The organism is Janthinobacterium darwini, assembly GCF_051380905.1.
Lineage (GTDB): Bacteria > Pseudomonadota > Gammaproteobacteria > Burkholderiales > Burkholderiaceae_D > Janthinobacterium.
In genome coordinates this window covers 54,622-80,160 of record NZ_JBNYXX010000007.1, presented here as the reverse complement: position 1 = coordinate 80,160, position 25,539 = coordinate 54,622, and the positions used below count along the sequence as shown (strand labels likewise).

19 protein-coding genes are annotated in these 25,539 nt (G+C 62.0%); 9 read left to right on the top strand and 10 right to left on the bottom strand.

The annotated features are described in order from the left end of the window. Positions 1–7: 7 nt before the first annotated feature. The 3 genes from ACQ4WZ_RS26095 to ACQ4WZ_RS26085 form a co-directional block, all read right to left on the bottom strand. Positions 8–220 (bottom strand): VF530 family protein, encoded by a 213-nt coding sequence (locus ACQ4WZ_RS26095; protein ID WP_071326083.1) that lies wholly within the window; start codon positions 218–220, stop codon positions 8–10. A 109-nt stretch (positions 221–329) separates the two neighbouring features. Beyond that, a complete protein-coding gene (locus tag ACQ4WZ_RS26090) occupies positions 330–2,474 on the bottom strand; it encodes a M3 family metallopeptidase (protein WP_101483207.1) in 2,145 nt (714 codons plus the stop codon). Positions 2,475–2,701: 227 nt separating this feature from the next. Further along, the gene (locus ACQ4WZ_RS26085; protein WP_243857901.1) at positions 2,702–4,864 is read right to left on the bottom strand and encodes a M3 family metallopeptidase; all 2,163 of its coding nucleotides are present in this window, start codon (positions 4,862–4,864) and stop codon (positions 2,702–2,704) included. 255 nt (positions 4,865–5,119) lie between these two features. Here ACQ4WZ_RS26085 and ACQ4WZ_RS26080 point away from each other — a divergent pair, with 255 nt between their 5' ends. After that, positions 5,120–5,488, top strand: coding sequence for a DUF6404 family protein (locus ACQ4WZ_RS26080; RefSeq protein WP_436574827.1), 369 nt, complete (start codon positions 5,120–5,122; stop codon positions 5,486–5,488). A 28-nt stretch (positions 5,489–5,516) separates the two neighbouring features. Here the strand turns inward: ACQ4WZ_RS26080 and ACQ4WZ_RS26075 are convergent, their stop codons facing one another. Next, a complete protein-coding gene (locus tag ACQ4WZ_RS26075) occupies positions 5,517–5,735 on the bottom strand; it encodes a SlyX family protein (protein WP_034753936.1) in 219 nt (72 codons plus the stop codon). Between the two features lie 17 nt (positions 5,736–5,752). On the opposite strand from ACQ4WZ_RS26075, the gene ACQ4WZ_RS26070 reads away from it, so the two are divergent. Next, entirely contained in the window at positions 5,753–6,130 is a 378-nt protein-coding gene (locus tag ACQ4WZ_RS26070) for an addiction module antidote protein (RefSeq protein WP_436574867.1), read from the top strand. Positions 6,131–6,137: 7 nt separating this feature from the next. Here ACQ4WZ_RS26070 and ACQ4WZ_RS26065 read toward each other — a convergent pair whose 3' ends face one another. Then, on the bottom strand, positions 6,138–8,198 hold the full coding sequence (locus tag ACQ4WZ_RS26065; protein WP_101483210.1) for a UvrD-helicase domain-containing protein: 2,061 nt from the start codon (positions 8,196–8,198) through the stop codon (positions 6,138–6,140). Between the two features lie 209 nt (positions 8,199–8,407). On the opposite strand from ACQ4WZ_RS26065, the gene ACQ4WZ_RS26060 reads away from it, so the two are divergent. Then, positions 8,408–8,893: an SRPBCC family protein gene (locus ACQ4WZ_RS26060; RefSeq protein WP_436574826.1), complete on the top strand. Its 486-nt coding sequence runs from the start codon at positions 8,408–8,410 to the stop codon at positions 8,891–8,893. Here ACQ4WZ_RS26060 and ACQ4WZ_RS26055 read toward each other — a convergent pair. After that, on the bottom strand, positions 8,890–10,011 hold the full coding sequence (locus ACQ4WZ_RS26055; protein WP_243857900.1) for an HD-GYP domain-containing protein: 1,122 nt from the start codon (positions 10,009–10,011) through the stop codon (positions 8,890–8,892). The two genes, ACQ4WZ_RS26060 and ACQ4WZ_RS26055, sit on opposite strands and share 4 nt — an antisense overlap. Positions 10,012–10,174: 163 nt before the next feature. Then, the gene (locus ACQ4WZ_RS26050; protein ID WP_436574866.1) at positions 10,175–11,623 is read right to left on the bottom strand and encodes a dihydrolipoyl dehydrogenase; all 1,449 of its coding nucleotides are present in this window, start codon (positions 11,621–11,623) and stop codon (positions 10,175–10,177) included. 129 nt (positions 11,624–11,752) lie between these two features. Between ACQ4WZ_RS26050 and ACQ4WZ_RS26045 the strand changes: the two genes are divergently transcribed. Then, a complete protein-coding gene (locus ACQ4WZ_RS26045) occupies positions 11,753–12,643 on the top strand; it encodes an ArgP/LysG family DNA-binding transcriptional regulator (RefSeq protein WP_436574825.1) in 891 nt (296 codons plus the stop codon). A gap of 1 nt (position 12,644) precedes the next feature. On the opposite strand, the gene ACQ4WZ_RS26040 is transcribed toward ACQ4WZ_RS26045, so the two are convergent. Beyond that, on the bottom strand, positions 12,645–14,714 hold the full coding sequence (locus tag ACQ4WZ_RS26040; RefSeq protein ID WP_436574824.1) for a primosomal protein N': 2,070 nt from the start codon (positions 14,712–14,714) through the stop codon (positions 12,645–12,647). A gap of 133 nt (positions 14,715–14,847) precedes the next feature. On the opposite strand from ACQ4WZ_RS26040, the gene ACQ4WZ_RS26035 reads away from it, so the two are divergent. Next, positions 14,848–14,985 (top strand): hypothetical protein, encoded by a 138-nt coding sequence (locus ACQ4WZ_RS26035; protein WP_166674671.1) that lies wholly within the window; start codon positions 14,848–14,850, stop codon positions 14,983–14,985. A gap of 570 nt (positions 14,986–15,555) precedes the next feature. Here ACQ4WZ_RS26035 and hemE read toward each other — a convergent pair. Then, entirely contained in the window at positions 15,556–16,641 is a 1,086-nt protein-coding gene (hemE, locus tag ACQ4WZ_RS26030; protein WP_101483214.1) for a uroporphyrinogen decarboxylase, read from the bottom strand. A 198-nt stretch (positions 16,642–16,839) separates the two neighbouring features. On the opposite strand from hemE, the gene ACQ4WZ_RS26025 reads away from it, so the two are divergent. From ACQ4WZ_RS26025 to ACQ4WZ_RS26015, 3 genes are read left to right on the top strand one after another with little or no spacing between them, the layout of a single operon-like run. Next, positions 16,840–18,783, top strand: coding sequence for a dipeptidyl-peptidase 5 (locus ACQ4WZ_RS26025; RefSeq protein ID WP_436574823.1), 1,944 nt, complete (start codon positions 16,840–16,842; stop codon positions 18,781–18,783). Next, positions 18,780–22,961 carry a DEAD/DEAH box helicase gene (locus ACQ4WZ_RS26020; RefSeq protein ID WP_436574822.1) on the top strand — a complete coding sequence of 1,394 codons (4,182 nt, stop codon included), beginning with the start codon at positions 18,780–18,782 and terminating at the stop codon, positions 22,959–22,961. Before ACQ4WZ_RS26025 ends, ACQ4WZ_RS26020 begins: the two co-directional genes overlap by 4 nt. 55 nt (positions 22,962–23,016) lie before the next feature. Further along, entirely contained in the window at positions 23,017–23,550 is a 534-nt protein-coding gene (locus tag ACQ4WZ_RS26015) for a hypothetical protein (protein ID WP_436574821.1), read from the top strand. Between the two features lie 74 nt (positions 23,551–23,624). Here the strand turns inward: ACQ4WZ_RS26015 and ACQ4WZ_RS26010 are convergent, their stop codons facing one another. Next, the gene (locus ACQ4WZ_RS26010) at positions 23,625–23,882 is read right to left on the bottom strand and encodes a hypothetical protein (RefSeq protein WP_436574820.1); all 258 of its coding nucleotides are present in this window, start codon (positions 23,880–23,882) and stop codon (positions 23,625–23,627) included. On the opposite strand from ACQ4WZ_RS26010, the gene ACQ4WZ_RS26005 reads away from it, so the two are divergent. Then, on the top strand, positions 23,881–25,533 hold the full coding sequence (locus ACQ4WZ_RS26005; RefSeq protein WP_436574819.1) for a DUF885 domain-containing protein: 1,653 nt from the start codon (positions 23,881–23,883) through the stop codon (positions 25,531–25,533). The genes ACQ4WZ_RS26010 and ACQ4WZ_RS26005 overlap by 2 nt on opposite strands. Positions 25,534–25,539 lie beyond the last annotated feature (6 nt).

The window sequence follows — 25,539 nt, the reverse complement described above, 5'->3', positions numbered from 1 at the left end:
TTTCCTGTCAGTCAGTAAATTGCGTGTCCAGGTACAGCTGTTCCACCTTGCTTCTGGCCCACGGGGTCTTGCGCAAAAACTTCAGGCTCGACTTGATGCTGGGATCGCTGATGAAGCAATTGATATCGATGTGCTTGGCCAAGCCGTCCCAACCGTAGTGGGCGTGCAGGCGCGTCACGATACCTTCCAGGGTAATGCCATTCAAATCTTGCTGACTCATATACTCTTTCAACTGCCTTCTTATTTACATCTTACTCAATTCTACGCCGCCGGCACGGAAAGCTTGCGTGCGCCATGTCAACGCAGCGCAAGCTTCAGATGAGGACGGATTACTTCGCGTTCAAGCCCCGGCGTTCCAGCAGCGGTTCCACGGTGGCGTCGCGGCCGCGGAAGTCACGGAACAGTTGCAGCGCATCGACACTGCCGCCGCGCGACAGCAATTTGCTGCGGAACCAGTCGCCATTCTTGCGCGTCAGGCCGCCGTTTTCCTTGAACCAGTTGACCGATTCCGCGTCCAGCTTTTCCGACCACAGGTAGGCGTAATAAGCTGCCGAATAACCGCCCGAGAAGCTGTGCGAGAAGTAGCTGGTGCGGTAGCGCGGCGGCACGGGCGCGTAGTCGACGCCCGCATCCTTCAAGGATGCCGCTTCAAAGGCCAGCACGTCCGTCGGGATCTGGCTCGGCGCCAGCTGGTGCCAGCGCTGGTCCAGCAGGGCTGCCGACAGGTATTCCGTCGTCATGAAGCCCTGGTTGAATTTCTTCGCTGCCGTGACCTTGTCGAGCAATTCCTGCGGCATGGCCGCGCCGCTCTGGTAGTGCTTGGCATAGTTTTGCAGCACTTCCGGCCAGACGGCCCACATTTCATTGACTTGCGATGGATACTCGACGAAGTCGCTCGGCACGCTGGTGCCGGCGAAGCGCGGGTATTTTACGTTCGAAAACATGCCGTGCAGCGCATGGCCGAATTCGTGGAACATGGTCGTCACTTCATCGAAGGTCAGCAAGGTCGGCTGGCCGGCGGGCGGCTTCGGAATATTCAATTGATTGGCGACGACGGGATGCGTGCCCATCAACGACGATTGCGACACGTATTCATTCATCCATGCGCCGCCATGCTTGTTGCCGCGCGCATAGAAGTCGGCGATGAACAGGGCCAGCGGCTTGCCGTTCGCATCGAGCACGTCGTAGACGCGCACGTCCGGGTTGTACACCGGTAGATCAGTACGCTGTTTGAAGCTGATGCCATACAGTTTATTGGCGGCAAAGAACACGCCGTTGTTCAGCACGCTGTTCAATTCCAGGTACGGTTTCAGCTCGTTTTCATCGAAATTGAACCGTTGCTTGCGCAGCTTGTCCGTGTAGATGGCCCAGTCGGCCGCCGCTACCTGGAAACCGCCCTTTTCCGCATCGACCACTTGTTGCAGGTCGGCTGCTTCGCGGCGCGCATTGGCGACGGCCGGTTTCGCCAGTTCCGACAGCAAGGTATTGACGGCCGTGGTGGTCTTGGCCGTCTGGTCTTCCAGCGAATACGCGGCGTAGTTGGCATAACCGAGCAGGGTGGCCCGCTCGGCGCGCAGTTTTGCCAGCTTCAGCACGATGGCGCGGTTGTCAAACTCGCCGCCCTGGCTGCCGCGGTTCAGGGACGCATCCATCAGGCGCTGGCGTGTCTTGCGATCCGTCAATACGGCCAGCGGCGGCTGGCCACTGGTGTTGACCAGGGCGATGAGGAACTTGCCCGTCAAGCCGCGTTCCTTGGCTGCCGTGGCGGCCGTATCGATATCGCTGTCCGTCATGCCGGCCAGCTCGGCGCGTGTGTCGACGACGATGCTCTTGGCATTCGTTTCCTTCAGCACGTTTTGCGCAAAAGCCGTTTCCAGGCCCGCCTGCTCGGCGTTGTAGGCTTTCAATTTTTCCTTGTCCGCATCGGACAGCTTGGCGCCGGCGCGCACAAAATCGGTGTGGTAGCGTTCCAGCAAGCGCAAGGATTCGGCATCGAGGCCCAGCTTGTCGCGCTTGGCGTACAGGGTGTCGATACGGGCAAACAGTTTCGGGTTCAGGGTGATCGCGTCGCCATGCGCGGCCAGTTTTGGCGACACATCCACTTCCACCGCTTCCAGCACGCTGTTCGTGTTGGTCGACGTCATGTTGCTGAAGATGCTCTGCACGCGGTGCAGCAGCTGCCCCGTGCGCTCGAGGGCCACGACGGTGTTTTCAAACGTGGGCGCCTGGCGGTTGTTGGCGATCGCATTGACTTCGGCCAGCTGGCGTTTCATGCCTTCGGCAAACGCCGGCGCGTAGTGGCCATCCTTGATCAGGCCGAACTGCGGCATCTGGAATGGCAGCGGACTGGCTTTGAGCAAAGGATTCTGGGCGCTGATGGCGGCGGCGGGTGCAGCGGCGGCGGCCAGGGCGGAAGGAGCGGCGTGGGCCAGCATGACGCTGGCGGCGATGACGAGCAGTTGTGGACGGATCATGACATCTTTCAGGAAGCGCGGGGAAGAACCGCGATCGCGTCGCGGGCCAGTGGCAGATCATAGCAGCCTGTCACACAGGCGTCATCCAACAGGGGCGATCCTGTGGTGCATCCCGCAAAATGCGCGGTTTACCACGGTTTTCAATCAACATCGCCAAATAAAAAAGGCTGCCGATCGCTTGGCAGCCTTTTTCATTGACCCAGCTTTGAGGCCGGGAATGACGCGGTTTACTTGCCGTTCAAGCCACGGCGTTCCAGCAGCGGCTCGATCTTCGCATCACGGCCGCGGAAGTTGCGGTAGATGTCGAGCGCATCGGCACTGCCGCCGCGCGACAGCAGTTTATTGCGGAACCAGTCGCCGTTCTTGCGCGTCAGGCCGCCGTTTTCCTTGAACCACTCCACCGTATCGGCATCGAGCTTTTCCGACCACAAATACGCGTAGTAGCCAGCCGAATAGCCGCCCGCGAACGCGTGCGAGAAATACGTGGTGCGGTAGCGCGGCGGCGCCGGGGCGAAATCGACGCCCGCGTCCGTCAAGGCGGCTTTCTCAAACGCCAGCACGTCGGTGGGGATCTGTGCCGGGGTCAGCTGGTGCCAGCGCTGGTCCAGCAGGGCCGACGCCAGGTATTCTGTGGTTTTATAGCCCTGGTTGAAATTGTCTGCCGCCGTCACTTTCGCCAGCAGTTCCGCCGGAATGGCCGCGCCCGTTTGATAGTGCTTGGCGTAGTTTTGCAGCACTTCCGGCCACAGCGCCCACATTTCATTGACTTGCGACGGGTATTCGACAAAGTCGCGCGGCACGCTGGTGCCGGCGAAGCGCGGATATTTCACGTTCGAGAACATGCCGTGCAGCGCATGGCCGAATTCGTGGAACATGGTGTTGACTTCATCAAACGTCATCAGGGTCGGCTGGCCCGCTTCCGGCTTCGGAATGTTGAGATTATTCGCAATCACCGGCTTGCGGTTCAGCAAGCTTGACTGGCCCACATAGGCATTCGCCCAGGCGCCGCCGCGCTTGTTGCTGCGCGCGTAAGGATCGAGCGTAAAGATGGCCAGCTGCGTGCCGTCTTCGTTGAAGACGTCATACACCAGCATGTCGGCCGTGTAGACGGGCAAATCGGTGCGCTGTTTGAAGGTGAGTCCATACAATTTTCCAGCGGCAAAGAACACGCCCTTGGTCAATACGCTGTGCATTTCAAAGTACGGTTTTAATTGCGTCTCGTCGAAGTTGTAGCGTTCGGCGCGCACCTTATCGCTATAAAAGGCCCAGTCGGCGGCGCCCACCTTGAAGCCGCCTTTTCCCGCATCGATGACCTTTTGGATATCGTCCGCTTCACGGCGCGCATTGACGACGGCAGGCTTGGCCAGCTCGCCCAGCAGGGCGTTCACGGCGGTGGTGTCGTGCGCCGTCTGGTCTTCCAGCGAGTAGGCAGCGTAGTTCGGGTAGCCCATCAGTGCGGCACGTTCGGCGCGCAGTTTTGCCAGTTCCAGCACTTCCTGGGTATTGTCGAACTCGCCGCCACGGCTGCCGCGCGCCTGCGAAGCGGCCATGATGCGTTCGCGCACGGCGCGGTTGGTCAGCAACGACAGCGGCGCCTGGCCCGTCGTGTTGACGAGGGCGATCACATATTTTCCATCCAGGCCGCGCTTCTTGGCCAGGCCGGCAGCCACTTCGATGGCGGCCGGCGACAGGCCGTCCAGTTCTTCACGTGTGTCGACCACAACAGCCGAAGCGTTCAATTCCTTCAGCACGTTCTGCGCGAACTTGGTCGACAGGGCGGCCAGCTGGCCGTTGTAGGCGCGCAGCTTTTCCTTGTCTGCCGCCGACAGCTTGGCGCCCGCGCGCACGAAGTCCGTGTGATAGCGCTCCAGCAGGCGTTTCGATTCGGCATCGAGACCCAGCTTGTCGCGCTTGGCGTACAGGGTGTCGATGCGTTGGAACAATTTGTCGTTGAGCATGATCGCGTCGCTGTGGGCCGCCATCTTCGGCGCCAGTTCGCGTTCCAGGCCCTGGATCGTCTCATTCGTGTTGGAGCCGGACATCACGGAAAACACGGTGCGCACGCGGCCCAGCAACTGGCCCGAGCGCTCCATGGCCACGATGGTGTTGTCGAACGTGGCCGGCTTCTTGTTATTCGCAATCGCCTTGATTTCCGCCAGGTTGGCGGCCATGCCTGCCGTAAAGGCGGGCGCGTAGTCGGCGTCCTGCACCTTGTCGAACGGTGGATAGTGGAATGGCAGGCTGCTGGCCTGCGCAAACGGATTCGAAGCGGGCAGTGCAGCCGCCGCGGTAACGGCAGTGGTTGGCGCGGTGTTGGCGGTGGCGGCAAAAGCGGCGGCTGGCGCCAGCATCAGGCTGGCGGCGATGACGAGCATTGTTGGACGGGTCATGTCTTCTTTCAAGAAACGCAAGAGAGCCGCGATTGTGTCGCGGGCCAACCTGAAATAATAACAGCCTGAAACACTTGCGTCACCAGCAACTACCGATGGTAGCGATGCGCCCATATATGAAAGGTTTTCATGCCCGATCATTCAACCAGGCCTACCGGCACGGCGGCGTCAGCGCGGCGAACGGTGAAAATGTGTGCATTTTCATCCTGCCTCCATGACGTATGCTCCATTGCTTACATTTTGAATGGATGCTCCATGAGCTTTGAATATCGCAAGACACGCGCTCTGGAGCTGTTGCACAGCACGGGCATGGCCCGCAGCCACTATGCGCCACCGCTGATGCGCCTGTTGTGGAAGGCCGGCGTACAAGTACCGCCGCCGCATTTCCAGTCCTTCCTGCGTGCCGCGCTCGGCATGGGGCTCTGGTTCGGCACGTGCTGGGGCGTGGTCATGTGGATTTTTTTCTGGTGGCGGTCCGATGCCGCCACCCCGTTATCGCCCCTGGCGGCGCTGGTGGCGGCCAGCGCCGCCGGCCTCCTGTTTGGTCTCGCCATGGCCAGCTTCTATGCGCGCGACCGGCGCAAGCACCAGTTGCCGGCATGGACCGAACTGGACGCTCAATAAGGCGGCAACGCCAGGCAAGGCCATTGCCTCAATAGTGTGGCGGGCGTTCGTTGACCAGTCCGCCATTCGCCTGCTGCGCCCCGTCGCGCACGTGTTCGCCCAGCTTGTGCAGCATCGCTTCCAGCTGGTCGATGCGCTTGCCCTGCTGGTACACCATCTGGTTCAGCGACTCGACCAGGTCTTCCTGCTGCGCCAGCTTGATTTCGATATCGACGAAACGTACTTCCATCTGTTCTGCATTGTCCATGGTGTTCTCGGTGATTCCTGACTGAAAGCGGCATTCTACCGCCGCAGCGGCGTAAGCCAGGACAAACTCCATCCATTCGCCGCCAGGCGGGTCCCGATTTCTGCGTATTCTTCCTGCATGGGCTCAACAGCAAGGCCGCCGTGGCCGCCTACATGAGCGAAATCGTCGCCACCGGCAACGCCGAACTGTTCCAGTCGGCCATGAACGACGTGGTGCGTGCCTATGGCATGGGCAAGGTGGCGGCCCGGGCCGACATCACGCGCGAAGGCGCATATAAAGCCTTGCGCGAAGGTAGCAAACCGCGCTTCGAAACCATTTTAAAGATGCTCGATGCGCTGGGCATGCAGCTGGCCATCGTGCCAAAGACCACGCCGGACGGCGCCGTGGAAGCCTGAACGCCGCTTACACTTTCGGCGTGGCCAGCAAGGCCTTCATGCGCGCCAGACGTTCTTTCGGCGAAATGATTTCCGACTCCGTCGGCACAGCGTCGCCCACGTCAAGTTGCATTTCTTTGATGAAACGCGACGGGTCGCAATGGACTTGCTCGCCGGCCCGCTTGCGCTTCTTGCACCAGGTGACATGCAAGGTGCGCTGGGCCCGCGTGATACCCACATACATCAGCCGGCGCTCTTCCTGGATGCGCGCGGCGATGGTTTCGGCCGGCGCGTCGGGGTCGCCCTTGTGCGGCAAAATACCCTCTTCCACGCCCACCAGAAACACGTGCGGGAATTCCAGCCCTTTCGAGGCGTGCAGGGTGGACATGCGCACGGCATCCTGCTCCTCGTCCTTGCCCTCCAGCATGGTCATCAGGGCCACCATCTGCGTCAGTTCCAGCACGTTCTTTTCTTCGCCGTCGCGGTCCTTGCCGCCCCTGCCCCGTTCCTTGAGCCAGTTGACGAATTCCAGCACGTTCTGCCACTTGCTTTGCGCTTGCCGTTCCTCGAAAGCATCGTACAGATATGACTCGTAGTGGATTTCCTTCATCATGTCGTCCAGCACTTCGGCCGCGTTGTCGCCGCTGCCGGCCGCGCCGGGACGGCTGGCGCGCGATTCGAGGTCGTTGATGAAGTTGCAGAAATCGCGCAATGGCCCCAGCTGGCGGTCCGTCAGCTTGGCCTCGATGCCGCCTTTAAAGACGGCCTGGAACAGCGAACACTGCCACTGGCCAGAGAACGCGCCCAGCACCTCCAGGGTCGACTGCCCCACGCCGCGGCGCGGCGTCGTCACGGCGCGAATAAACGCCGGGTCGTCGTCTTCGTTGGCCAGCAGGCGCAGATAGCTGATGATGTCCTTGATTTCGGCCTTGTCGAAGAAACTCTGTCCGCCCGAAATCGTGTAGGGAATGCGTTCCTTGCGCAAGCATTGCTCGATGATGCGCGCCTGGTGGTTGCCACGGTACAAAATGGCGTAATCGGAAAATTTGTTCTTGCGCTCGAAATGGTCGGCCGAGATCATGATGGCCACTTGCTCCGCCTCCTGCTCGTCCGTCTGCATGCCCAGCACCTTGATCGGTTCGCCCAGGCCATGTTCCGACCACAGCGACTTTTCAAACAGTTTAGGATTGTTGCCAATCACGGCGTTGGCCGCATTGAGCACGCGCATGGTGGAGCGGTAATTCTGCTCCAGTTTGATCACGCGCAAGTCGGGGAAGTCCGTTTCCAAGGTCTTCAGATTTTCCACGGTGGCGCCGCGCCAGGCATAAATGGCCTGGTCGTCGTCGCCCACGGCCGTAAACATCGGCTTCTTGCCGATGCCCGTCACCATCAATTTCACCAGTTCGTACTGGCAGGTGTTCGTATCCTGGTATTCGTCGACGAGCAGATAGCGCAAACGGCGCTGCCACTTGTCGCGTACGGGTCCGTTGTTGCGGAACAGTTCCACGGGTAAGCGGATCAGATCGTCGAAATCGACGGCCTGGTAGGCGGAAAGCGTTGCCACATAGCTGCGGTAGATGCGCGCCGCGTTCGCTTCGTCCTCATCCTTGGCTTGCGCCAGCGCCATGTCGGGGTCGATCAAGCCGTTTTTCCACAGCGACATGGCGTTCTGGATGCCTCGGATCACCTGTTTATCAGTGGTAATGGCGAGGTCTTGCACGAGGGAAAAACAGTCGTCGCTATCCATGATGGAAAAGCGGTCTTTCAAGCCCACGCCATTGGCTTCCTGGCGCAGGATTTTCACGCCCAGCGAGTGGAAGGTCGACACCGTCAGTTGCTTGGCCTGGCGTGGTTGCTTGAGCAGCTTGGCGATGCGCTCCTGCATTTCCAGCGCCGCCTTGTTGGTAAAGGTCAGCGCGGCGATGGTGCGCGGGTCATAGCCCCGGTCTTCGATCAAATGGGCGATCTTTTGCGTGATCACGCGCGTCTTGCCCGAACCGGCGCCCGCCAGCACCAGGCAAGGGCCGTCGAGGTAGGTGACCGCTTCGCTTTGAGGCGCATTCAGACCGAACTGTGGTGCTTTGGACATCAGGGTATTTCCGCAGGGAACAGCAGCCCATTGTAACAGCGTCGCGCCCGCCATTTGCACGGCAAGGTCTGCGTGAAAAACAGGCAATGGCATTGATATCTCGCCAATTGCCGCCATCTTGGGACATGCAATGCGTGCGGCGATGCCAGCGCTGGAGTACCATTCCGCCTATATCGCCCGTGCGCGCCCACTTACCGAATGGCAGTCCCATGAAATTTGAACATCTGATTGAAATCAACGATCCGCTCAACCCGCTGATCGACACCCTGAGCCTGGAACAGGTCTGGCGCGGCCTGGTCTTGCGCGCCGAGTCGCCCAAGCTGTTCGTACCCCACCTGGACGAGTGCCAGATCAGCGAGCGCAGCGATGCCGGTTTCGCGCGCAGCCTGCGCTATGGCGAACTGGTCATCAACGACAGGGTGGTGCTGGTGCCGCAACTGCAAGTGCGTTACGAAGTGCCGGCGCAAAAGGATATCAGCGCCTCCTCGCTGGTGATGACCATCGAGATGCCCGACGAGGCCAGCCTGTGGGTGCGCTTCCAGTACGACGACGGCCACGACGCGGCCATCGATGCGGCCAACGCCCTGTACGACGACTTCCGCCGCTCTGCCTACAAGGAGTCCGACATCGACACCGTGCGCATCATGCGCGAGCTGGCGCTTGAGGGACGGCTGGATGCGGGCTTGCTGAATTAAGCTCGCGCGCTGCGGCCCCACAACTGGTCAGGGCGAAACTGCAGCCCCGCCTGCTCCGCGCTGAGCACTTCGCGGATGGCGTGCAAGTCCACGCGCGTATCGCGCCGCAGCGGCACATCGAGGCGCGCGCCGCGGGGGCCGATCAGCGACTGCACATGGGGCGTGGTGGCATTCAAGCCCTTGCGCGTGACAATGCCGATTTCTCCATTCAACAGTTTGACGAAGGTGCCGACGGGGTAGATACCCAGTTCGCGCACCAGCAGGGAAGCCAGCGGCGCATCCAGGGTGGCCTTGTCGGCCATCAGCATTTCGCGCAGGGCCACGTTTGGCAGCATGGGCTGGCGGTAGCTGCGCTTCGATACGCGCGCGCAATAGCGGTCAGCCAGCATGATCAGGCGGGCGCCGATGCCAATCGCCTCGCCTTGCGTGCCCAGCGGATAACCGCTGCCATCGATATTTTCATGGTGCTGCAACACGGCTTGCAGCCAGACGGCGTCCGTGACGCCGTCCGAGCGCAGCAAGTCGACACCCGCTTGCGGATGGGCGCGCAAGTAGGCGCGTTCCTGCGCGTCCAGCGGGCCCGCCTTGTGCTGGAAATCCGCATGGCGTTCCAGCATGCCCACATTCATGCTCAGGGCGGCCAGCACCACGCTGCGGATCACGCCCGCATCGAGTTTCAGGGCGCGCGCCAGCAGGGCCGTGATGACGGCCGTGTCGACGCTGTGGCGCACGGCAAAGTCGCCCGCGCCCTGGTTGTGCAGAATGCAGGCCAGCGCCACGTCGGCGTCCAGTACAACGGCCTCTTCCACCAGCTGCGCCAGCGACGCCAGCGATGCATGGCTGCCCGCCTGCCCGGCGGCAATGGCCGGCAAGACCAGCGCCAGTCCTGCCGTGACGAGGTTCAGCATGCGCAGGGCCGATGGCGCTTCCGTCGCCGTGCGCGGCAGGTCGGCACTGGTATCGGCGATGACGCCGCGCGCCAGCAGCAATTCGATCTGGTTCTCGCTGCTGATGACATGGCCCAGCCTGGCCAGCAAGCCGCCCGTCTCGCTATGCACGTCCCAAGGCAGAGCTACGCCCAGGGCGAGTTCTCCCGCGTAAATGCGCCGAATTTTCACATCGCCTCCGTCATCGCTAGCCGCTCCCCTTTTTACCATCGGGTGCTCGTGGGCATGAACCAATTGAAATGTTTTTTGCTTTTAATCAATATTCCAATGTGGCAGCGATCATCGCGCAATCATGTGAGCTTGTCTACAAAATTATGTAAAGAATAAAATTGCATCAGACGCCAGGCGAGCAATCGGCGCAGCCGGGCGCGTGTTCCGGGTCTTTTTCCAGGTGCAGCGCCAGCTCGCGCAAGGCCGTACGCACGCCCTCCTCGATGACGGGGTGGTAAAACGGCATGTCGAGCATGGCCGGCACCGTCAGCTGCGCCTGGCATGCCCAGGCCAGCAAGTGGCTCAAGTGTTCCGCCCGCGGACCTATCAGCTCGGCGCCGAGAAAGCGCTTGCTGCCAAACTCCGCATACACGCGCAGCAAGCCCTGGTTTTGCAGCATGACGCGACTGCGGCCCTGGTTGCCAAACGACACTGCGCCCACGGCGAAGCGGCCCGCATGGCTCAAGCACAGTTGCTGGTAAGAGGCGCCCAGGGTGGCGATCTGCGGCTCCGTGAAGGCGATGGTCAGGGGCGTGCGGCGCAAGCCCGGTATGACGTCAGGAAAGCGCGCCGCGTTGTCACCCGCGATACGGCCCTCGTCGGCTGCTTCGGGCAACAGCGGCAAGGCATTGTCGGCATCCCCGGCGATGAAGATGGCGCTCTTGCCGCACTGCATGGTATGCGGGTCATGCAGGGGAATGCCATAGCGGTCGAGCTCGATTTGCGCCGTTTCCAGGCCGATTTGATCCACATTCGGACGGCGGCCTATGGCGGCCAGCAGATACTCGAACTGCTCGGTTTTTTCCTCGCCCGCGCCATCGCGGCTGGTCAGCAGGATGCCGCTGCCATCCGGGTTTTTCGCCACATGCGCCACGCTGGTCTGGAAGCGGATGTCAAGTTCGCGCGCCAGCACGGCGCCGGCCTCTTGCAGCACCAGCGGGTCCGTCAACTGCGCGACTTTATTGCCGCGCGCAAACAGGGTCACGCGCACGCCCAGGCGGGCCAGCGCCTGGCCCAGCTCCAGGCCGATCACGCCGCTGCCGACCACGGCCACGGAGCTTGGCAAGTCCGTCCATTCGAACACGGCGTCGCTAATGATGACTCTGTCGCCCGCCGCCTGCCACTCGAGCGGCACGATGGGTGTGGAACCGGTGGCGATGACGACGCTGGTGGCCTCGACCATCGTGTGTTCATCCACCTGCAATTTGCCGGGCGCGATGAAACGCGCATGGCCGCGCAGTTTTTCTTCCTCGGGGATGGCGTTGACGCCGTCGAGCACGAAGCCCACAAAGCGGTCGCGCTCGCTGCGCACTCTGCTCATCACTTGCTGGCCGTCGATGCGCACTGGGCCCGGATGCACACCGAAGCCGGGCGCGCTAGCGACCGCATGGGCCGCCTCGGCCGCCGCGATCAAGAGTTTGCTGGGCATGCACCCCACACGCGCGCAAGTCGTGCCGTACGGCCCGCTTTCGATCATCAGCACGCGCTTGCCCTGCATGCGCGCCGCCCTGTGCGCCGTCATGCCAGCCGTACCGCTGCCGATCACGGCCACATCCACTTGTATCGTTTTCATCGTGCCAGTCATCCCTGTCAGATTGCTCATGGCGTTCCATACTACCCGTTTGGCGAAAATAAGGTTTTACTTTGCAGCAATATATGCATTAGTATAACTAATCATATTCAAAATTTATAAGCTGAGCTAATGGGATCACTCGATTATCGCGCACTGGCCGTGCTGGACGCCGTGGCCAGTCATGGCAGTTTCGACAAGGCTGCCCTGGCCTTGGGCATCACCCAGTCTGCCGTCTCGCAACGTATCAAGGCGCTGGAAGACGCCAGCGGGCGATTGCTGATCATCCGTGGCCAGCCAGCCGTGCCGACGGGCCTGGGCCAGCGCCTGATCGTGCATCACCGCAACGTCAAGCTGATGGAAGCGTCGCTCGATATCGACCTGGGCAACAGCGTCAGCATGCCGGAAATCGCCGTCGCCATCGATACCGACAGCCTGGCCACCTGGTTCCCGGACACCTTGCCTGCCCTGCTGGCGCCGCCGCGCTGCCAGCTCGATGTGCGCCTGGCCGACAGCGATAGCGCCTTGCAAATGGTGCGCGACGGCTCCGTGTTTGGCTGCGTGGCAGCCGAGTCCGGCACTGCGCTGGACGCGGCGGCGGCCACCAGCGTCACGCCGCTGGGCACCTTGCGCTATGTCTGCGTGGCCACGCCCGTGTTTGCGGGCCACTGGTTCGGCGATGGTTTCAGTGACGAGGCGGTGCAATTGGCGCCCGCCGTGGTGGGCCAGCACGGCTTGCTGGCGCGTTTCCTAGCTGAACAATTGGGCCTGCGTGCAGCGTTTCCGCACCACACCTTGCCCGTGGAAGCAGCGCGCCGTAGCTGCGTCCAGGATGGCCTGGCCTACGGCCTGATGCCGCAGCGCCTGGCCGCGCCAGCGCTGGCGACGGACAGACTCGTCGATCTGATGCCGGGCAGCACCCTGGACGTACCGCTGAGCTGGCATGCCTGGACACTGGACACGCCATTTACCAAGCTGCTGTCGGAGCAGATCGTCAAGTCGGCGCGCGACTACCTGCAGTAATTTAAATATCCAGCGGGTCCACTTCCAGCGACCATTTCACGCGCGTCTTCATGGCGCGCAACGCACTTAACCATTCTTTCAAGAACGCCTGCAGCGCGGGCCGCGAGCTCGATTCGAGCAGCAACTGGGCACGGTCCACGTTGTAGACGCGCGTCATGCTCATGGGAATCGGGTCATTGATGGTCACTTGCGGGTGTTCCATGCACTCCTTGGCCGCCTGCAGAAATTCGATGGCCGTGGCCAGTTCCGGCGCCTCGGCGCGCAGCAGGGCCTGGAACAGATAGGGCGGCAGCGCCGCCTGCGCCCGCTCTTCCAGCAAGGTCGTGGCGAAATGGTCGTAATCGTGGTTGACCACGGCGTCGTACAACGGATGGCGTGCATAGCGCGTCTGGATCAGCACCTCGCTGACGCTGCCGCCCTCCGTCTGCGCAGCGCGCCCGGCCCGGCCCGCCACCTGCATCAATTGCGCGAACAGCCGCTCGCTGGCCCGGTAATCCTGCGAAAACAGGGCCGTGTCCGGGTTCAAAATGCCCACTAAAGTCAGTTTTTTGAAATCGTGGCCCTTGGCCACCATCTGCGTACCGATCAGAATATCCACTTCGCCCCGGTGCACGGTGTCGAACGCTTCCTGCGCACTGCCCTTCTTGCGCGTGGAATCGGCATCGATGCGCAAGATGCGCGCCTCTGGAAACAATTGCTGCAAACCCTCTTCCACCCGCTGCGTGCCCCGCCCCAGCGGTTGCAAATCGACGTTGCCGCAAGTGGGGCAATGCCGGGGAATGCGCAATTCCAGGCTGCAATGGTGGCAGCGCAAGCGGTGTTCGGGCTTGTGCAGCACCATGAACGAGGTGCAGCGCGTGCAATTGCTGATCCAGCCGCACGATTCGCAGCAGATCACCGGGGAGTAGCCGCGCCGGTTCAGGAACAGCAACGACTGCTCGCCCCGCTCCATGCGCAGCTTCAAGGCGGCTACCAGATGCGAAGTCAGCCCATCTTTCGGCCGGTCGCGTTCCATATCGAGTATCTTGACGCGCGGCAACACCGCATTCTTGACGGCCCGTTCGCGCAATTCGAGCTTGCGATAGCGCCCCGTCTGCGCGTGGTGCCAGCTTTCCAGCGAGGGCGTGGCCGAACCCAGCACGATGGGAATCTGCAATTGCCAGGCGCGCCACACAGCCAGGTCGCGCGCGGAGTAGCGCAAGCCTTCCTGCTGCTTGTAGGACGGATCGTGCTCTTCGTCGATGACGATCAACTTGAGATGCGGCAAGGAGGCCAGGATGGCCAATCGCGTGCCGAGGATGATGCGGGCCTGGCCCTGGTGAGCGGCCAGCCAGTGCAGCATGCGTTCGCCTTCGGACAGGCTGCTGTGCAGGGTCGCCAGCATGACGCCGGGAAAGCGCGCGCGGATATTGCCTTCCAGCTGGGGCGTCAGATTAATTTCCGGCACCAGGATGAGGATTTGCGCCGCCTCGTCGCGCGCCAGCACCTGGGCGCAGGCTTGCAGATACACTTCCGTCTTGCCGCTGCCCGTCACGCCGTACAGCAAGGTGGGCTTGAAACCTTGAGCGCCGCCGATGGCATCCGCCGCCTCTTGCTGGGCGGCATTGAGCGCCGGCATGTTCAGCGGCGTGCCGTCGTGCACGTCGGCCAGCTTGGCCAGCTTCTTGATGGCGCGGTCCAGCGCCACGGTGGTCAGCACGCGCAAGTTCTTCGGCAAGCCCGGCAAGGCCACTTCCCCCAGCGGACGCTGGTAGTAATCGGCGGCAAAGGCGGCCAGCGCCAGCCACTGCTCCGACAGCGGTGCCAGCTGGCTGCGCACGGCCAGCACGTCCTTCAATTTCGCGGCGGGCACGTCGCTACTGTCGCACACGCCGACGATCAGCCCCATCACTTCGCGCCGGCCGAACGGCACCAGCGCCAGCTGCCCCACTTGCGGCAACGCTACGGCAACGTCCGCGCCGGCGTCCGCACCTGCATCTACCGCCGCGTTCCAGCGGTAGTCGAACAGGGCGTTCAGGGGCGTGTCGAGCGCGATTTTCAGGATGCAAGACGTCAAAATGCACTGCGACATGGGGAGTTGGCCTATCTTCATAAAAAAGCGCGCAGCAAGGTCAATGGTGCGGCGGGATGTCATGCATCAAGCCAGCGGGCCATGATACTTGTTTCGTCCTTCAAACGCCTAACGGCGGACACGACAGCGTGTCATGCTGCCAGAAGAAAATTCTGTGGATAACTTTGTGGACAAAGCAAAATTAACTTTCATAAAAATGTGGATAGAAAATTTTGATCGCCGTCAAGAGGGGCAAGCAAGAAAAATTAGCTATTTAAAATCAATGACTTAAAAATTGATGCCCGGGAGGCGACAAATCCGTGGGGCATTTCCGCCGCTGTGCATAACTGAACCATTTCTGATTTTTTTGTACAGAAATAAGCACTATTTTTTTGCATCCAAGCCGGAAAAACGCGGGCCGCATGAGGCAAAGTTGACAATTGCCGGGCAAGCGTTCGATTTTGCCTGTCCGGCGGCGAAACATTGTTTAATTATCATGCACTGCAGCATACACTTCAGGTAAAACCTGAACATCTGCGCTAAGTATCGGTTAACAAATTACTTTTCAATTTTATCCACAGAATCTGTTGATAACTTTGTGGACAATGAAGGAATAAGGCTGACAAACGGAACAATAACCTTATCAATTGCAACAAAGTCCGCCAGTCAATGAACTTTTTATTTGTTAATAATCAAGCACTTACAGAGCCTCTCCGGGCATGGCTTTTCGACTGCCTCTTATTTCCGCAGCAAAAAAAATTGTGCATAAGTCGGTATTTCCTGATATGGCGCAACAAAGAAAAAGGCAGGCTTCCGCTGGAAAGCCTGCCTTTTCTGCCCCTGCGCCAGGGGAAACGGGAACTTACTGACCGCTGCGCATGGCGCGGCTCATGCTGTGCACGGCTTCCACCATGGCTGACACCGATTCCGGCGGCGTGAACTGGGAAATGCCATGGCCCAGGTTGAACACGTGGCCCGTGCCTGCCGACGGCGCGCCAAAGGCGTTAAGCACTTTCGCCACTTCGGCGCGGATCTGATCCGGGCTGGCAAACAGGATGGCCGGGTCGAGATTGCCCTGCAAACCCACTTTATGCCCCACCAGCTGGCGCGCGCGCGTCAGGTTGACGGTCCAGTCCAGGCCCACGGCATCGGCACCGATGTCGGCGATCTGCTCGATCCACTGGCCGCCGCCCTTGGTAAACACGATGGCGGGAATCTTGACGCCATCCTTGTCGCGTTTCAATTGCGCCACCACTTGCTGCATGTAGGCCAGCGAAAATTCCTGGTATGCGCCATCGGCCAGCGCACCGCCCCACGAGTCGAAAATCATCACGGCTTGCGCGCCGGCATCGATTTGCGCATTCAGGTACTGCGCCACGGAGGTGGCGTTGATCGCCAGGATGTGGTGCATCAGGTCAGGGCGGTTGTACAGCATCTTCTTGATGGTATGGAACTCTTTCGAGCCCCCGCCTTCCACCATGTAGCACGCCAGGGTCCAAGGGCTGCCGGAAAAACCGATCAGCGGCACGCGGCCATTCAATTCCGTGCGGATTTGCGTGACGGCCTTGAAGACGTAGTCGAGCGACTCCAGGTCCGGCACGCGCAACGCCTTCACATCCTGCTCCGTGCGCAGCGGGCGTTCGAACTTCGGGCCTTCGCCATCGGCGAAATACAGGCCCAGGCCCATGGCGTCGGGCACTGTCAGGATGTCGGAAAACAGGATGGCAGCGTCGAGCGGGAAGCGCGCCAGGGGCTGCAAGGTCACTTCCGTCGCGTAATCGGGATTCTTTGCCAGGCCCAGGAAGGAGCCGGCCCGCTCGCGCGTGGCGCGATATTCGGGCAAGTAGCGGCCCGCCTGGCGCATCAGCCAGACAGGGGTGTGCTCGGTCGGCTGGCGCAGCAGGGCGCGCAGGAAAGTATCATTCTGGAGCGGAGCAAATTGTGGCATGGCAGGCAATCGAGCTTGGAGAAGCGGTATTATCGCATCCAATCGCCGCCATTTCATTGATTCCAGTGCCGCTTTGCAGCATTTGCCACGCACAGCGATGACTTTCGTTGTGCCAGCCCTTCCATTATGATGATGCACGCCGCCGCGCGCCCTGACCCTGCCTGGCGGCCCTTGATCCCTACACTACACGGAGCCAGCATGACCTCGACCGCATCCAGTACCCCTTATGGCATTTGGCCATCGCCGATCAGCGCGGCCATCGTCGCCGCTGGCGCCTCGCCGCTGACGCAGCTGGCCCTGGGCGGTGCGGATGGGAACGATGTGTACTGGCTGGCCGGGCGCGCCAGCGAGGCGGGCCGCAACACCCTGCTGCGCCAGCGCGGCGCGCGTGTCGATGAATTGACGCCGGCGCCCTTCAATGTGCGCACCCGCGTGCATGAATACGGCGGCGGCGCGTATGCCGTTGCCGGCGATACCGTGTATTTTTCGCATTTCGCCGACAATTGCCTGTACCGCGTGGCCGGCGACGCCGCGCCGGAAGCGTTCACCTCGGGCGGCACCACGCGCCACGCGGACTTCGTCGTCGATGCGGCCCGTTCCCGCCTGATCGCCGTGCGCGAGCAGCATCCGGCAGAAGGCCACGCGCATCCGGAAAACTGCCTGGCGGGCGTCGGCTTCGACGGGCGCGACATGGTGCTGGCGCGCGGCCACGATTTTTATGCGGCGCCGCGCTTGTCGCCGGACGGCAGCCAGCTGGCCTGGATCAGCTGGGACCATCCGCGCCTGCCATGGCAAGGCACGGAACTGTGGCTGGCCGACGTGCACGCGGACGGCAGCCTGGGTTCGCCGCGCCTGATCGCCGGCGGCGCGCGCGAGTCCATCTGCCAGCCGGAATGGTCACCGGGCGGCGTGCTGCACTTCGTTTCCGACAGCAGCGGCTGGTGGAATCTGTACCGCCTGCACGGCGCCGACATCGAGGCGCTGTGCCCGATGGAAGCGGAATTTGCCACGCCGCACTGGACTTTCGGCGGCAGCATGTACGGTTTCCTGTCCGACGACGAGATCGTCTGCACGTATATCCAGGCCGGCGTCAGCTACCTGGCGCAATTGAACGTGGCCGAGGCCAAGCTGGAGCCGATTTCCCACCCGTACCAGGAAATCCGCGAACTGCGCGTGGGACCCGGCTTCGTCGCACTGCTCGGTGGCAGCCCCACCATTGCGCTGGAACTGGCGCGCATCGACCTGTCGAACCATGAACTGGAAGTGCTGGCGCAATCGATCGCCCACTTGCCCGCGCTCGACTACCTGTCCGTGCCGCGCAGCTTGAGCTTTCCTAGCAGCAATGGCCGCACGGCTTACGCCTTCTTTTATCCCCCCACCAATGGCGACGTGCAGGCGCCGGCAGGAACATTGCCACCCGTCATCGTCATCAGCCACGGCGGCCCCACCAGCATGGCCAGCAATACCCTGAAACTGGCGACGCAGTACTGGACCAGCCGCGGCATCGGCGTGCTCGACGTCAACTATGGCGGCAGCAGCGGTTTCGGCCGCGAATACCGCGACGCGCTGCGCGGGCAATGGGGCATTGTCGACGTGGAAGACTGCATCGCCGGCGCGCGCTACCTGGCGGCAAACGGCCTGGCCGACCCCGAGCGCCTGATCATCCGCGGCGGCAGCGCGGGCGGCCTGACGACCCTGTGCGCCCTGACCTTCCACGACGTCTTCAAGGCGGGCGCCAGCTATTACGGCGTATCCGACCTGAAAGGCCTGGACCTCGATTCGCACAAGTTCGAATCGCACTACAACGATTACCTGATCGCCTCGCAGCCACAAGCCGAAACCCTGTACCGCGCGCGCTCGCCCATCCACCACACGGATAAATTATCGCGCCCGATGATCTTCTTCCAGGGCCTGGACGACAAGGTGGTGCCGCCGCAGCAGTCCCAGCTGATGGTCGACGCCCTGCAGGCGCGCGGCGTGCCCGTCGCATATGTACCGCTGGAAGGCGAGGGACACGGCTTCCGCAAGGCGGAAAACATCGTGCGCACGCTGGACGCGGAACTGTATTTCTACCAGCGCGTGTTCGGCCTGCCCGTGGCGGCTGGCGAGCCGCCCGTGCATATCGCCAATTTGCCCGCATGACCGACCCGCATCTCGACCAGTCCTTGCTAGACGAGTTCGCCGCCCTGGAGCAGCACGAACAGATGATCCTGGCCTTGCTGGCCATCGCGGGCGAACCGGTGGGCAAGCATGCCGTGTATGAACACTTGCAGCGCGCCAATGTCGTCGAACCGGATGGCACACCATTTGCCCTGCTCACCGTCACAGGCATGCTGCAGCATTTGACGCGGCACGCGCTGGCGTCCGAGGTGGTAGGACGGGGCTATGCCTGCGAGGCGAAGCTGCGCTGGCCCGCCATGCGCGCCGCCATCGAGCACCTGGTGTTTCGCGACCTGTGCCAGGCTATCGAGCTGATCAATCCCGTACGCCGCAACTGGGATGGCTATGTGGAATTGCGCAGCTACCGGCAAGGCGTGGCGCGCTTGCGCATCGCCCTGCTGCGCAATGACGAGGTACGCCACGTGGCCGCCATCCTGGCCGCCTGCATGGCTTGCTATGAAGCGCAGCAGCTGCATCCGCTGATCGAGATTTTCGGCCGCCCGTTCGAGCCGGAGATGTTGTCTTTCGTCATGCCGCAACTGCAGGATGACATCCTCGCCGTGCTGCTGGGCAATGCCCCGCGCGAGCCTGCCACGGCGCACCCCATTCGCGCCTACGCACGCGCCCACCACGCGCGCCAGGCGGCGGCCGGCGACCATATCGGCGCCGCCCTGCCGCTGGCCCTGGCCGAAGATGCCCTGCTGTGCGGCGAACTCGACGTGGCTGCGCGCTACCTGGCGGGCCAGCAGGGACCGCAGGCGCTGTTTGTCGACAGCAGCATCGCCCTGTTGCGCGGCGAACACGCGCACGCCGTGGCAGGCTTCGAGACAGCCTTGAAAGGACTGCGCAAGGAGGCGGGCAAGCGCAAGCTGTGCTTTACGGGCATAGGCGGCCACCTGTATGTGCTGGCCCTGCTGCGCGGCAATGACGCCAAGCTGCTGAAAAGCGCGGAGACCTACCTCGATATCGCGCTGCACGCGCAGCCCAACCACGACAGCATCGTCTACCAGCAACTGAATACCTTGCGCCTGGTGCGCGCCGGGGTGCAGCAGGCGGAAAGCATCCCCACGCGCAGCTGGGAAACGGGACTGCAGGCGCAGCTGTTCCAGGCTTTGCTGTACTACTGGCTGGCGCTACCGCAATTGAGCGAACGCAAGGATCAACTGCGATCGCTGGTGCAGCAAGCGGACGCGGCCGGCTACGACCTGATTGCGGCGCAGGCGGCCGGCTTGCTGGGTTTGATGGGCGAGCCGCAGCAGGAGCGCTATGCCACGGCCAAGCGGGCGCAGCACGGCCTGACGGACATGGCGCCGTGGTTCGAGCGCCAGGAAGCGTGGCAGCGCCAGCTGAGCGCCCTGATCAACCTGCAGCAGAACACGCCCGCCGAAGCGCTGGGCGGCGTCTCGCGCCTCGTGTGGCTGGTGGCGTTCGACCCGCGCTTTGGCCTCACGGCCGTGGAAGTGCGCGAGCAGAAACGCGACGCGCGCGGCGGCTGGAGCAAGGGCCGCGCCATGGGCTTGAAACGCCTGGCCGAAGAGGCGGGCGACATCGATTTCCTCACGCCGCAGGACGCGCGCGCGGCGGGCAGCATCGCGCCGTTCAAGCAATACTATTCGTCGGCACCGCGCTATGAAGTCGAGCTGGACAAGGCTGCCGTGCTGCTGGTGGGCCACCCGCTCGTCTTCTGGCTCGACAACCCCGACACGCGCGTGGAACTGATCGCCGGCGCGCCCGAACTGCTGATCAAATCGCACGAGGGGCAACTGTGGCTGGGCATGCAGCCGCCCCTGCCCGACAGCGGCAGCAATGTGGTGGTGCAACGCGAGACGCCGACGCGCTTGCGCGTGGTGCACATCCTCGACGAGCACCGGCGCATCGGCGCCATCGTGGGCCTGGGCCTGTCCGTGCCCCTGCATGCCGAGAAACAAGTCATGCAGGCGATAGGCGCCATCTCGTCCATGGTCACCGTGCAATCGGATATTGGCGGCGGCACCGGCGACGCGGAAGCGATCACGGCCGATCACCGCCTGCACGTGCACCTGCTGCCCTACCAGCAGGGTCTGAAAATGCAGATTTTAGTACGCCCGCTGCTCGACAACGGCGCCTATTACGCGCCCGGCAGCGGCGCCGAAAGCGTGTTTGCCGATGTGGCTGGCAGGGCCGTGCAGGCGCGGCGCGACTTGAACGGGGAACGCGAGGCGCAGCGCCAGCTCATCGGTCGCTGCCTGGTGCTGGAAGAGGCCGAAGAAGAGCATGGCGAGTGGCTGCTGGGCCAGCCTGCCCTGGGCCTGCAACTGCTGGTGGAATTGCAGGCGCTGGAGCCAAACGGCATCGTGCTGGCCTGGCCCGAAGGCGAAACCATGCGCGTGTCGAAACGCATCGACAGCGGCCAGATGCGATTGAATATCAAGAGCGAGAAAGACTGGTTTGCCGCCAGCGGCGAAGTGCAGATCGATGAAGACAAGGTGATGGATTTACGCGCCCTGCTGGACTTGATGCAGAACAATAAAAGCCGCTTCGTGGCCCTGGGCGACAACCAGTTCCTGGCCCTCAGCGATGAATTGCACCGCCGCCTGTCGGAACTGGCAGCGTATGGCGAAGCGCATGCCGACGGCGTGCACATCCACCCGCTGGCCGCCTTCGCGCTGGAAGAGCTGGCCAACGATGCGGGCGGCGTGAAGGCCGACAAATTGTGGCGCGAACACTTGCTGCGCCTGCGCGCCCTGGACGACTATGAGCCGCAGCTGCCCAGCACCTTGCAGGCGGACTTGCGCGACTATCAGCTGGCCGGTTTCGAATGGCTGGCGCGCCTGGCGCACTGGGGCGTGGGCGCCTGCCTGGCCGACGACATGGGACTTGGCAAGACTCTACAGGCGCTGGCCCTGATCCTGGCGCGCGCGCCCAACGGCCCCACCCTGGTGGTCGCACCCACGTCCGTGTGCATGAACTGGATCAGCGAAGCGCAGCGCTTTGCACCGACCTTGAAGGTCAAACTGTTCGGCAGCGGCGACCGGGCCGACATGCTCGACACCTTGCAGCCGTTCGACGTGGTGGTGGCCAGCTACGGCTTGCTGCAGCAGGAAGCGGCCCTGTTTGCCGGCGTGCGCTGGCATACCATCGTGCTCGACGAAGCGCAGGCGATCAAGAATGGCGCCACCAAGCGCTCGCAAGCCGTGATGGCCTTGCAAGGAGATTTCCGCATGGTGGCCAGCGGCACGCCGCTGGAAAACCACCTGGGCGAACTGTGGAATCTGTTCCGCTTCATCAACCCCGGTTTGCTGGGTACCCTCGATCAGTTCAACCTGCGCTTCGCCGGTCCCATCGAAAAGGATCAGGACAAGCGGGCGGCGGCCGGTGCGCGCCTGCGGCTGCGCCGCTTGATCGCGCCATTCATCTTGCGCCGCACGAAGACGCAAGTGCTGTCGGAATTGCCGTCGCGCACGGAAATCGTGCTGGAAGTGGAACTGTCGCCGCAGGAAACGGCGCTGTACGAATCCTTGCGCCGCGAAGCGCTGGAAAAGCTGGCCATGGTGGAAGGGCCGGCATCGAAAAAAGCCATCCAGATCCTGGCCGAGATCATGAAGTTGCGCCGCGCCTGCTGCAATCCGCAGCTGGTGGCACCCGAGCTGGGCCTGGCCAGCAGCAAGCTGGCGGCCTTCGCAGAGCTGCTGTCGGGTTTGCTGGAAAACCGCCACAAGGTACTCGTCTTCAGCCAGTTCGTCGACCATTTGACCTTGATCCGCCAGCACCTGGAACAGCATGGCGTGCGCTATCAGTATCTCGACGGCAGCACGCCCATGCAGGAACGCAAGCGCCGCGTCGATGCCTTCCAGGCGGGCGAAGGCGATGTCTTCCTGATCAGCCTGAAAGCGGGCGGCATGGGCATCAACCTGACGGCCGCCGATTACGTGATCCACATGGATCCGTGGTGGAACCCGGCCGTGGAAGACCAGGCCTCGGACCGCGCCCACCGCATGGGGCAATTGCGTCCCGTCACCATTTACCGCCTGGTGGCGAAGCACACGATCGAGGAAGGCATCGTCGAATTGCACCAGCACAAGCGCGACCTGGCCGACAGTTTATTGGAAGGCAGCGACGCAGCCGCGCGCATGTCGGCCAATGACATGCTGGGCATGCTGCAGGAGGGCTTGAAAAAGTAAACGGGGAAGCTGCGTTCCATGCGATGATCGTTTTTCCCTGTTTTTATGCCACGCCATGACCGACTTTATCGCCACCACCGCCGGCCAGCGCGCCACCTTTTTGTGCGGCAAATCCTGGACCGCCTACGTCAGCACTTTCGTCATTGCCGTGCTGCTGTTCTTTGCCGCCCTGCCGCTGGCCTTCAAGTACAACGCGCGCGCCGCCTTCGTGGTGCTGATCGGCTCGGCCCTGATCGTCGGCTATCGCCTGCTGACGATACGCAGCTATCAGCTGTATTACGACGAGGCAGGCGTATGGCTGGCGTCCGGCATCTTGCCGTGGAAAAAGAAACTCACGGGCGTCAAATGGCGCGACATGGATGAAGCCGTCTATGAAACCAACTTCTGGAGCTGGCTGTTCCAGTCCTACACGGTGCGCGTCAGCCAGCGCTACACGCAGGACATCGAAATCCACGCCACTGGCATGGCGCGCGGCAAGGATGCCGTGGCGACCCTGAATGCGCGCCACCAGGACATGCTGCACGGCGGCGCGATCGTCGTCTGGGCCACACGCTCCCGGCGCAAAAAACCGCGCAGCGGCGGCAATTAATGCTAATCTTTGGGCCGCCCAGGCAAGCAAGGCCAACCTTTCAATAATTGTTTGTTACTTATATTATCAGTTCATTATTTTCTGATACTAACAAACGACAAAATATTCAAGAGATAAACTATGCTGATAAAAAATAAAGTTGCGCTCGCCGCATTGATGATGGCTTTTAGCCTGACACCGGCCAGCGCCGCCAAGAAGCCGCAGAAAAGCGGCAAGGCCAGCACCAGCAGCAGCAAGAAAAAAACTGTCGGCAAGAAGGCGGCCGTCGCCACGACTGCAGCGGCCGCGACGGTAGCAGCCGTCGCCAGCGAGAACAGCAGCGACCGCTCCATGAATAACCTCAGTGGCCAATTCCTCACGGCCCTGTGGCGTTTGGACCCGGAAAGCGCGATTTCGGTCGGCAAGTATGATGGCGCCGCCAACCTGAGCATTCCCGATGCGGCCAGCCGCCAGAAGCAACTGGCCTTCATCGAAGAATGGCTGGGCAAGTTCGGCAAGCTGAATGCGAGCAAAATGTCGGACAAGCAACGCACCGACCTGGCCTTGCTGACGAATAAACTGCAATCGGACCGCTGGTACCTGACCACCTTCCGCGAATTCGAATGGAATCCCGCACAGTACAACGTGGCCGGTTCCATCGACTTCATCCTGAACACGGAATACGCATCCCAGCCGCAGCGCCTGCGCACCTTGCTCAAGCGTATCGCCACCGTGCCGCAATACTATGCGGCCGCGCGCGCCAGCATCGTCAACCCCACGCGCGAACACACGCAGCTGGCCATCGCCCAGAGCGCCGGCGTGCTCAGCGTGCTTGACGACCTGAACAAGACAGCACAGGGCTCCATCCTGACGCCGGCGGAAAAACAGCTGTACAACGCCCGCATCGCCGCAGCCCGCACGGCCGTGCAAGGCTATGCCGCCTGGCTGACGGACCAGGATGCCGCGCTGGCGCAGAACGGCAACGCGCGCTCCTTCCGCATCGGCAAAGACTTGTACGAACAGAAATTCGCCTACGATATCCAGGCCAGCGTGAGCGCCGAGCAGATGTACCAGAAAGCCCTGGCCGCGCGCGAAAAGCTGCTTGAGCACATGGATAGCCTGTCCGACGAACTGTGGGTGAAAACCATGGGTGCCACGGCCAAGCCGGCGGACCGCACGGCGAAGATCGGCATGGTGATCGACAAGCTGTCCAGCAACCACGTGGCGCCCGCCGACTTCGTGCCGGAAATTCGCCGCCAGATCCCGGAATTGCAGGAATGGGTGACCAGCCACAACCTGCTGACGATGGACCCGAAAAAGCCTCTGGTCGTGCGTGAAACCCCGGCCTACCAGCGCGGCGTGGCTGGCGCCAGCATCGAGGCGCCCGGCCCCTACCGTCCACAGGACCGCACGTATTACAACGTGACGCCGCTCGATGGCGAAACGGCAGAACAGGCGGAAAGCAGCTTGCGCGAGTACAACCACTGGATCTTGCAGATCCTCAATATCCACGAAGCCATTCCCGGCCATTACACGCAGCTCGTGTATGCCAACAAGTCGCCCTCGCTGGTCAAATCCATCTTTGGCAACGGCGCCATGATCGAAGGCTGGGCCGTGTATGGAGAGCGCATGATGCTCGAATCGGGCTATGGCAACAATGCGCCGGAAATGTGGCTGATGTACTCGAAGTGGAATTTGCGCAGTGTCACCAACACTATCCTCGACTACAGCGTGCACGTACAGGGCATGACGCAAGAGCAAGCGCTGGACCTGCTGACGCGCCAAGCCTTCCAGACCAAGCGTGAAGCAACAGAGAAATGGCGCCGCGTGCAGCTGAGCTCGGTTCAACTGACCAGCTATTTCAGCGGCTACAGCGAAATCATGGACTTGCGCGAACAGCGCAAGCAGGCGCTGGGCAACAAGTTCGTGCTGAAGGATTTCCACGAGCAATTCCTCAGCTATGGCAGCGCACCCGTGAAAGTCATCAAGGAATTGATGAATTAAGCGCTG

Coding starts and splice junctions, on each gene's coding strand:
- ACQ4WZ_RS26060 (WP_436574826.1), top strand. CDS start 8,408: ATGAAATTTGAACATCTGATTGAAATCAACGATCCGCTCAACCCGCTG.
- ACQ4WZ_RS26005 (WP_436574819.1), top strand. CDS start 23,881: ATGAATAACCTCAGTGGCCAATTCCTCACGGCCCTGTGGCGTTTGGAC.
- ACQ4WZ_RS26080 (WP_436574827.1), top strand. CDS start 5,120: ATGAGCTTTGAATATCGCAAGACACGCGCTCTGGAGCTGTTGCACAGC.
- ACQ4WZ_RS26035 (WP_166674671.1), top strand. CDS start 14,848: ATGCTGCCAGAAGAAAATTCTGTGGATAACTTTGTGGACAAAGCAAAA.
- ACQ4WZ_RS26020 (WP_436574822.1), top strand. CDS start 18,780: ATGACCGACCCGCATCTCGACCAGTCCTTGCTAGACGAGTTCGCCGCC.
- ACQ4WZ_RS26040 (WP_436574824.1), bottom strand. CDS start 14,714: ATGTCGCAGTGCATTTTGACGTCTTGCATCCTGAAAATCGCGCTCGAC.
- ACQ4WZ_RS26050 (WP_436574866.1), bottom strand. CDS start 11,623: ATGAAAACGATACAAGTGGATGTGGCCGTGATCGGCAGCGGTACGGCT.
- ACQ4WZ_RS26095 (WP_071326083.1), bottom strand. CDS start 220: ATGAGTCAGCAAGATTTGAATGGCATTACCCTGGAAGGTATCGTGACG.
- hemE (WP_101483214.1), bottom strand. CDS start 16,641: ATGCCACAATTTGCTCCGCTCCAGAATGATACTTTCCTGCGCGCCCTG.
- ACQ4WZ_RS26090 (WP_101483207.1), bottom strand. CDS start 2,474: ATGATCCGTCCACAACTGCTCGTCATCGCCGCCAGCGTCATGCTGGCC.
- ACQ4WZ_RS26015 (WP_436574821.1), top strand. CDS start 23,017: ATGACCGACTTTATCGCCACCACCGCCGGCCAGCGCGCCACCTTTTTG.
- ACQ4WZ_RS26085 (WP_243857901.1), bottom strand. CDS start 4,864: ATGACCCGTCCAACAATGCTCGTCATCGCCGCCAGCCTGATGCTGGCG.
- ACQ4WZ_RS26045 (WP_436574825.1), top strand. CDS start 11,753: ATGGGATCACTCGATTATCGCGCACTGGCCGTGCTGGACGCCGTGGCC.
- ACQ4WZ_RS26075 (WP_034753936.1), bottom strand. CDS start 5,735: ATGGACAATGCAGAACAGATGGAAGTACGTTTCGTCGATATCGAAATC.
- ACQ4WZ_RS26025 (WP_436574823.1), top strand. CDS start 16,840: ATGACCTCGACCGCATCCAGTACCCCTTATGGCATTTGGCCATCGCCG.
- ACQ4WZ_RS26010 (WP_436574820.1), bottom strand. CDS start 23,882: ATGGAGCGGTCGCTGCTGTTCTCGCTGGCGACGGCTGCTACCGTCGCG.
- ACQ4WZ_RS26065 (WP_101483210.1), bottom strand. CDS start 8,198: ATGTCCAAAGCACCACAGTTCGGTCTGAATGCGCCTCAAAGCGAAGCG.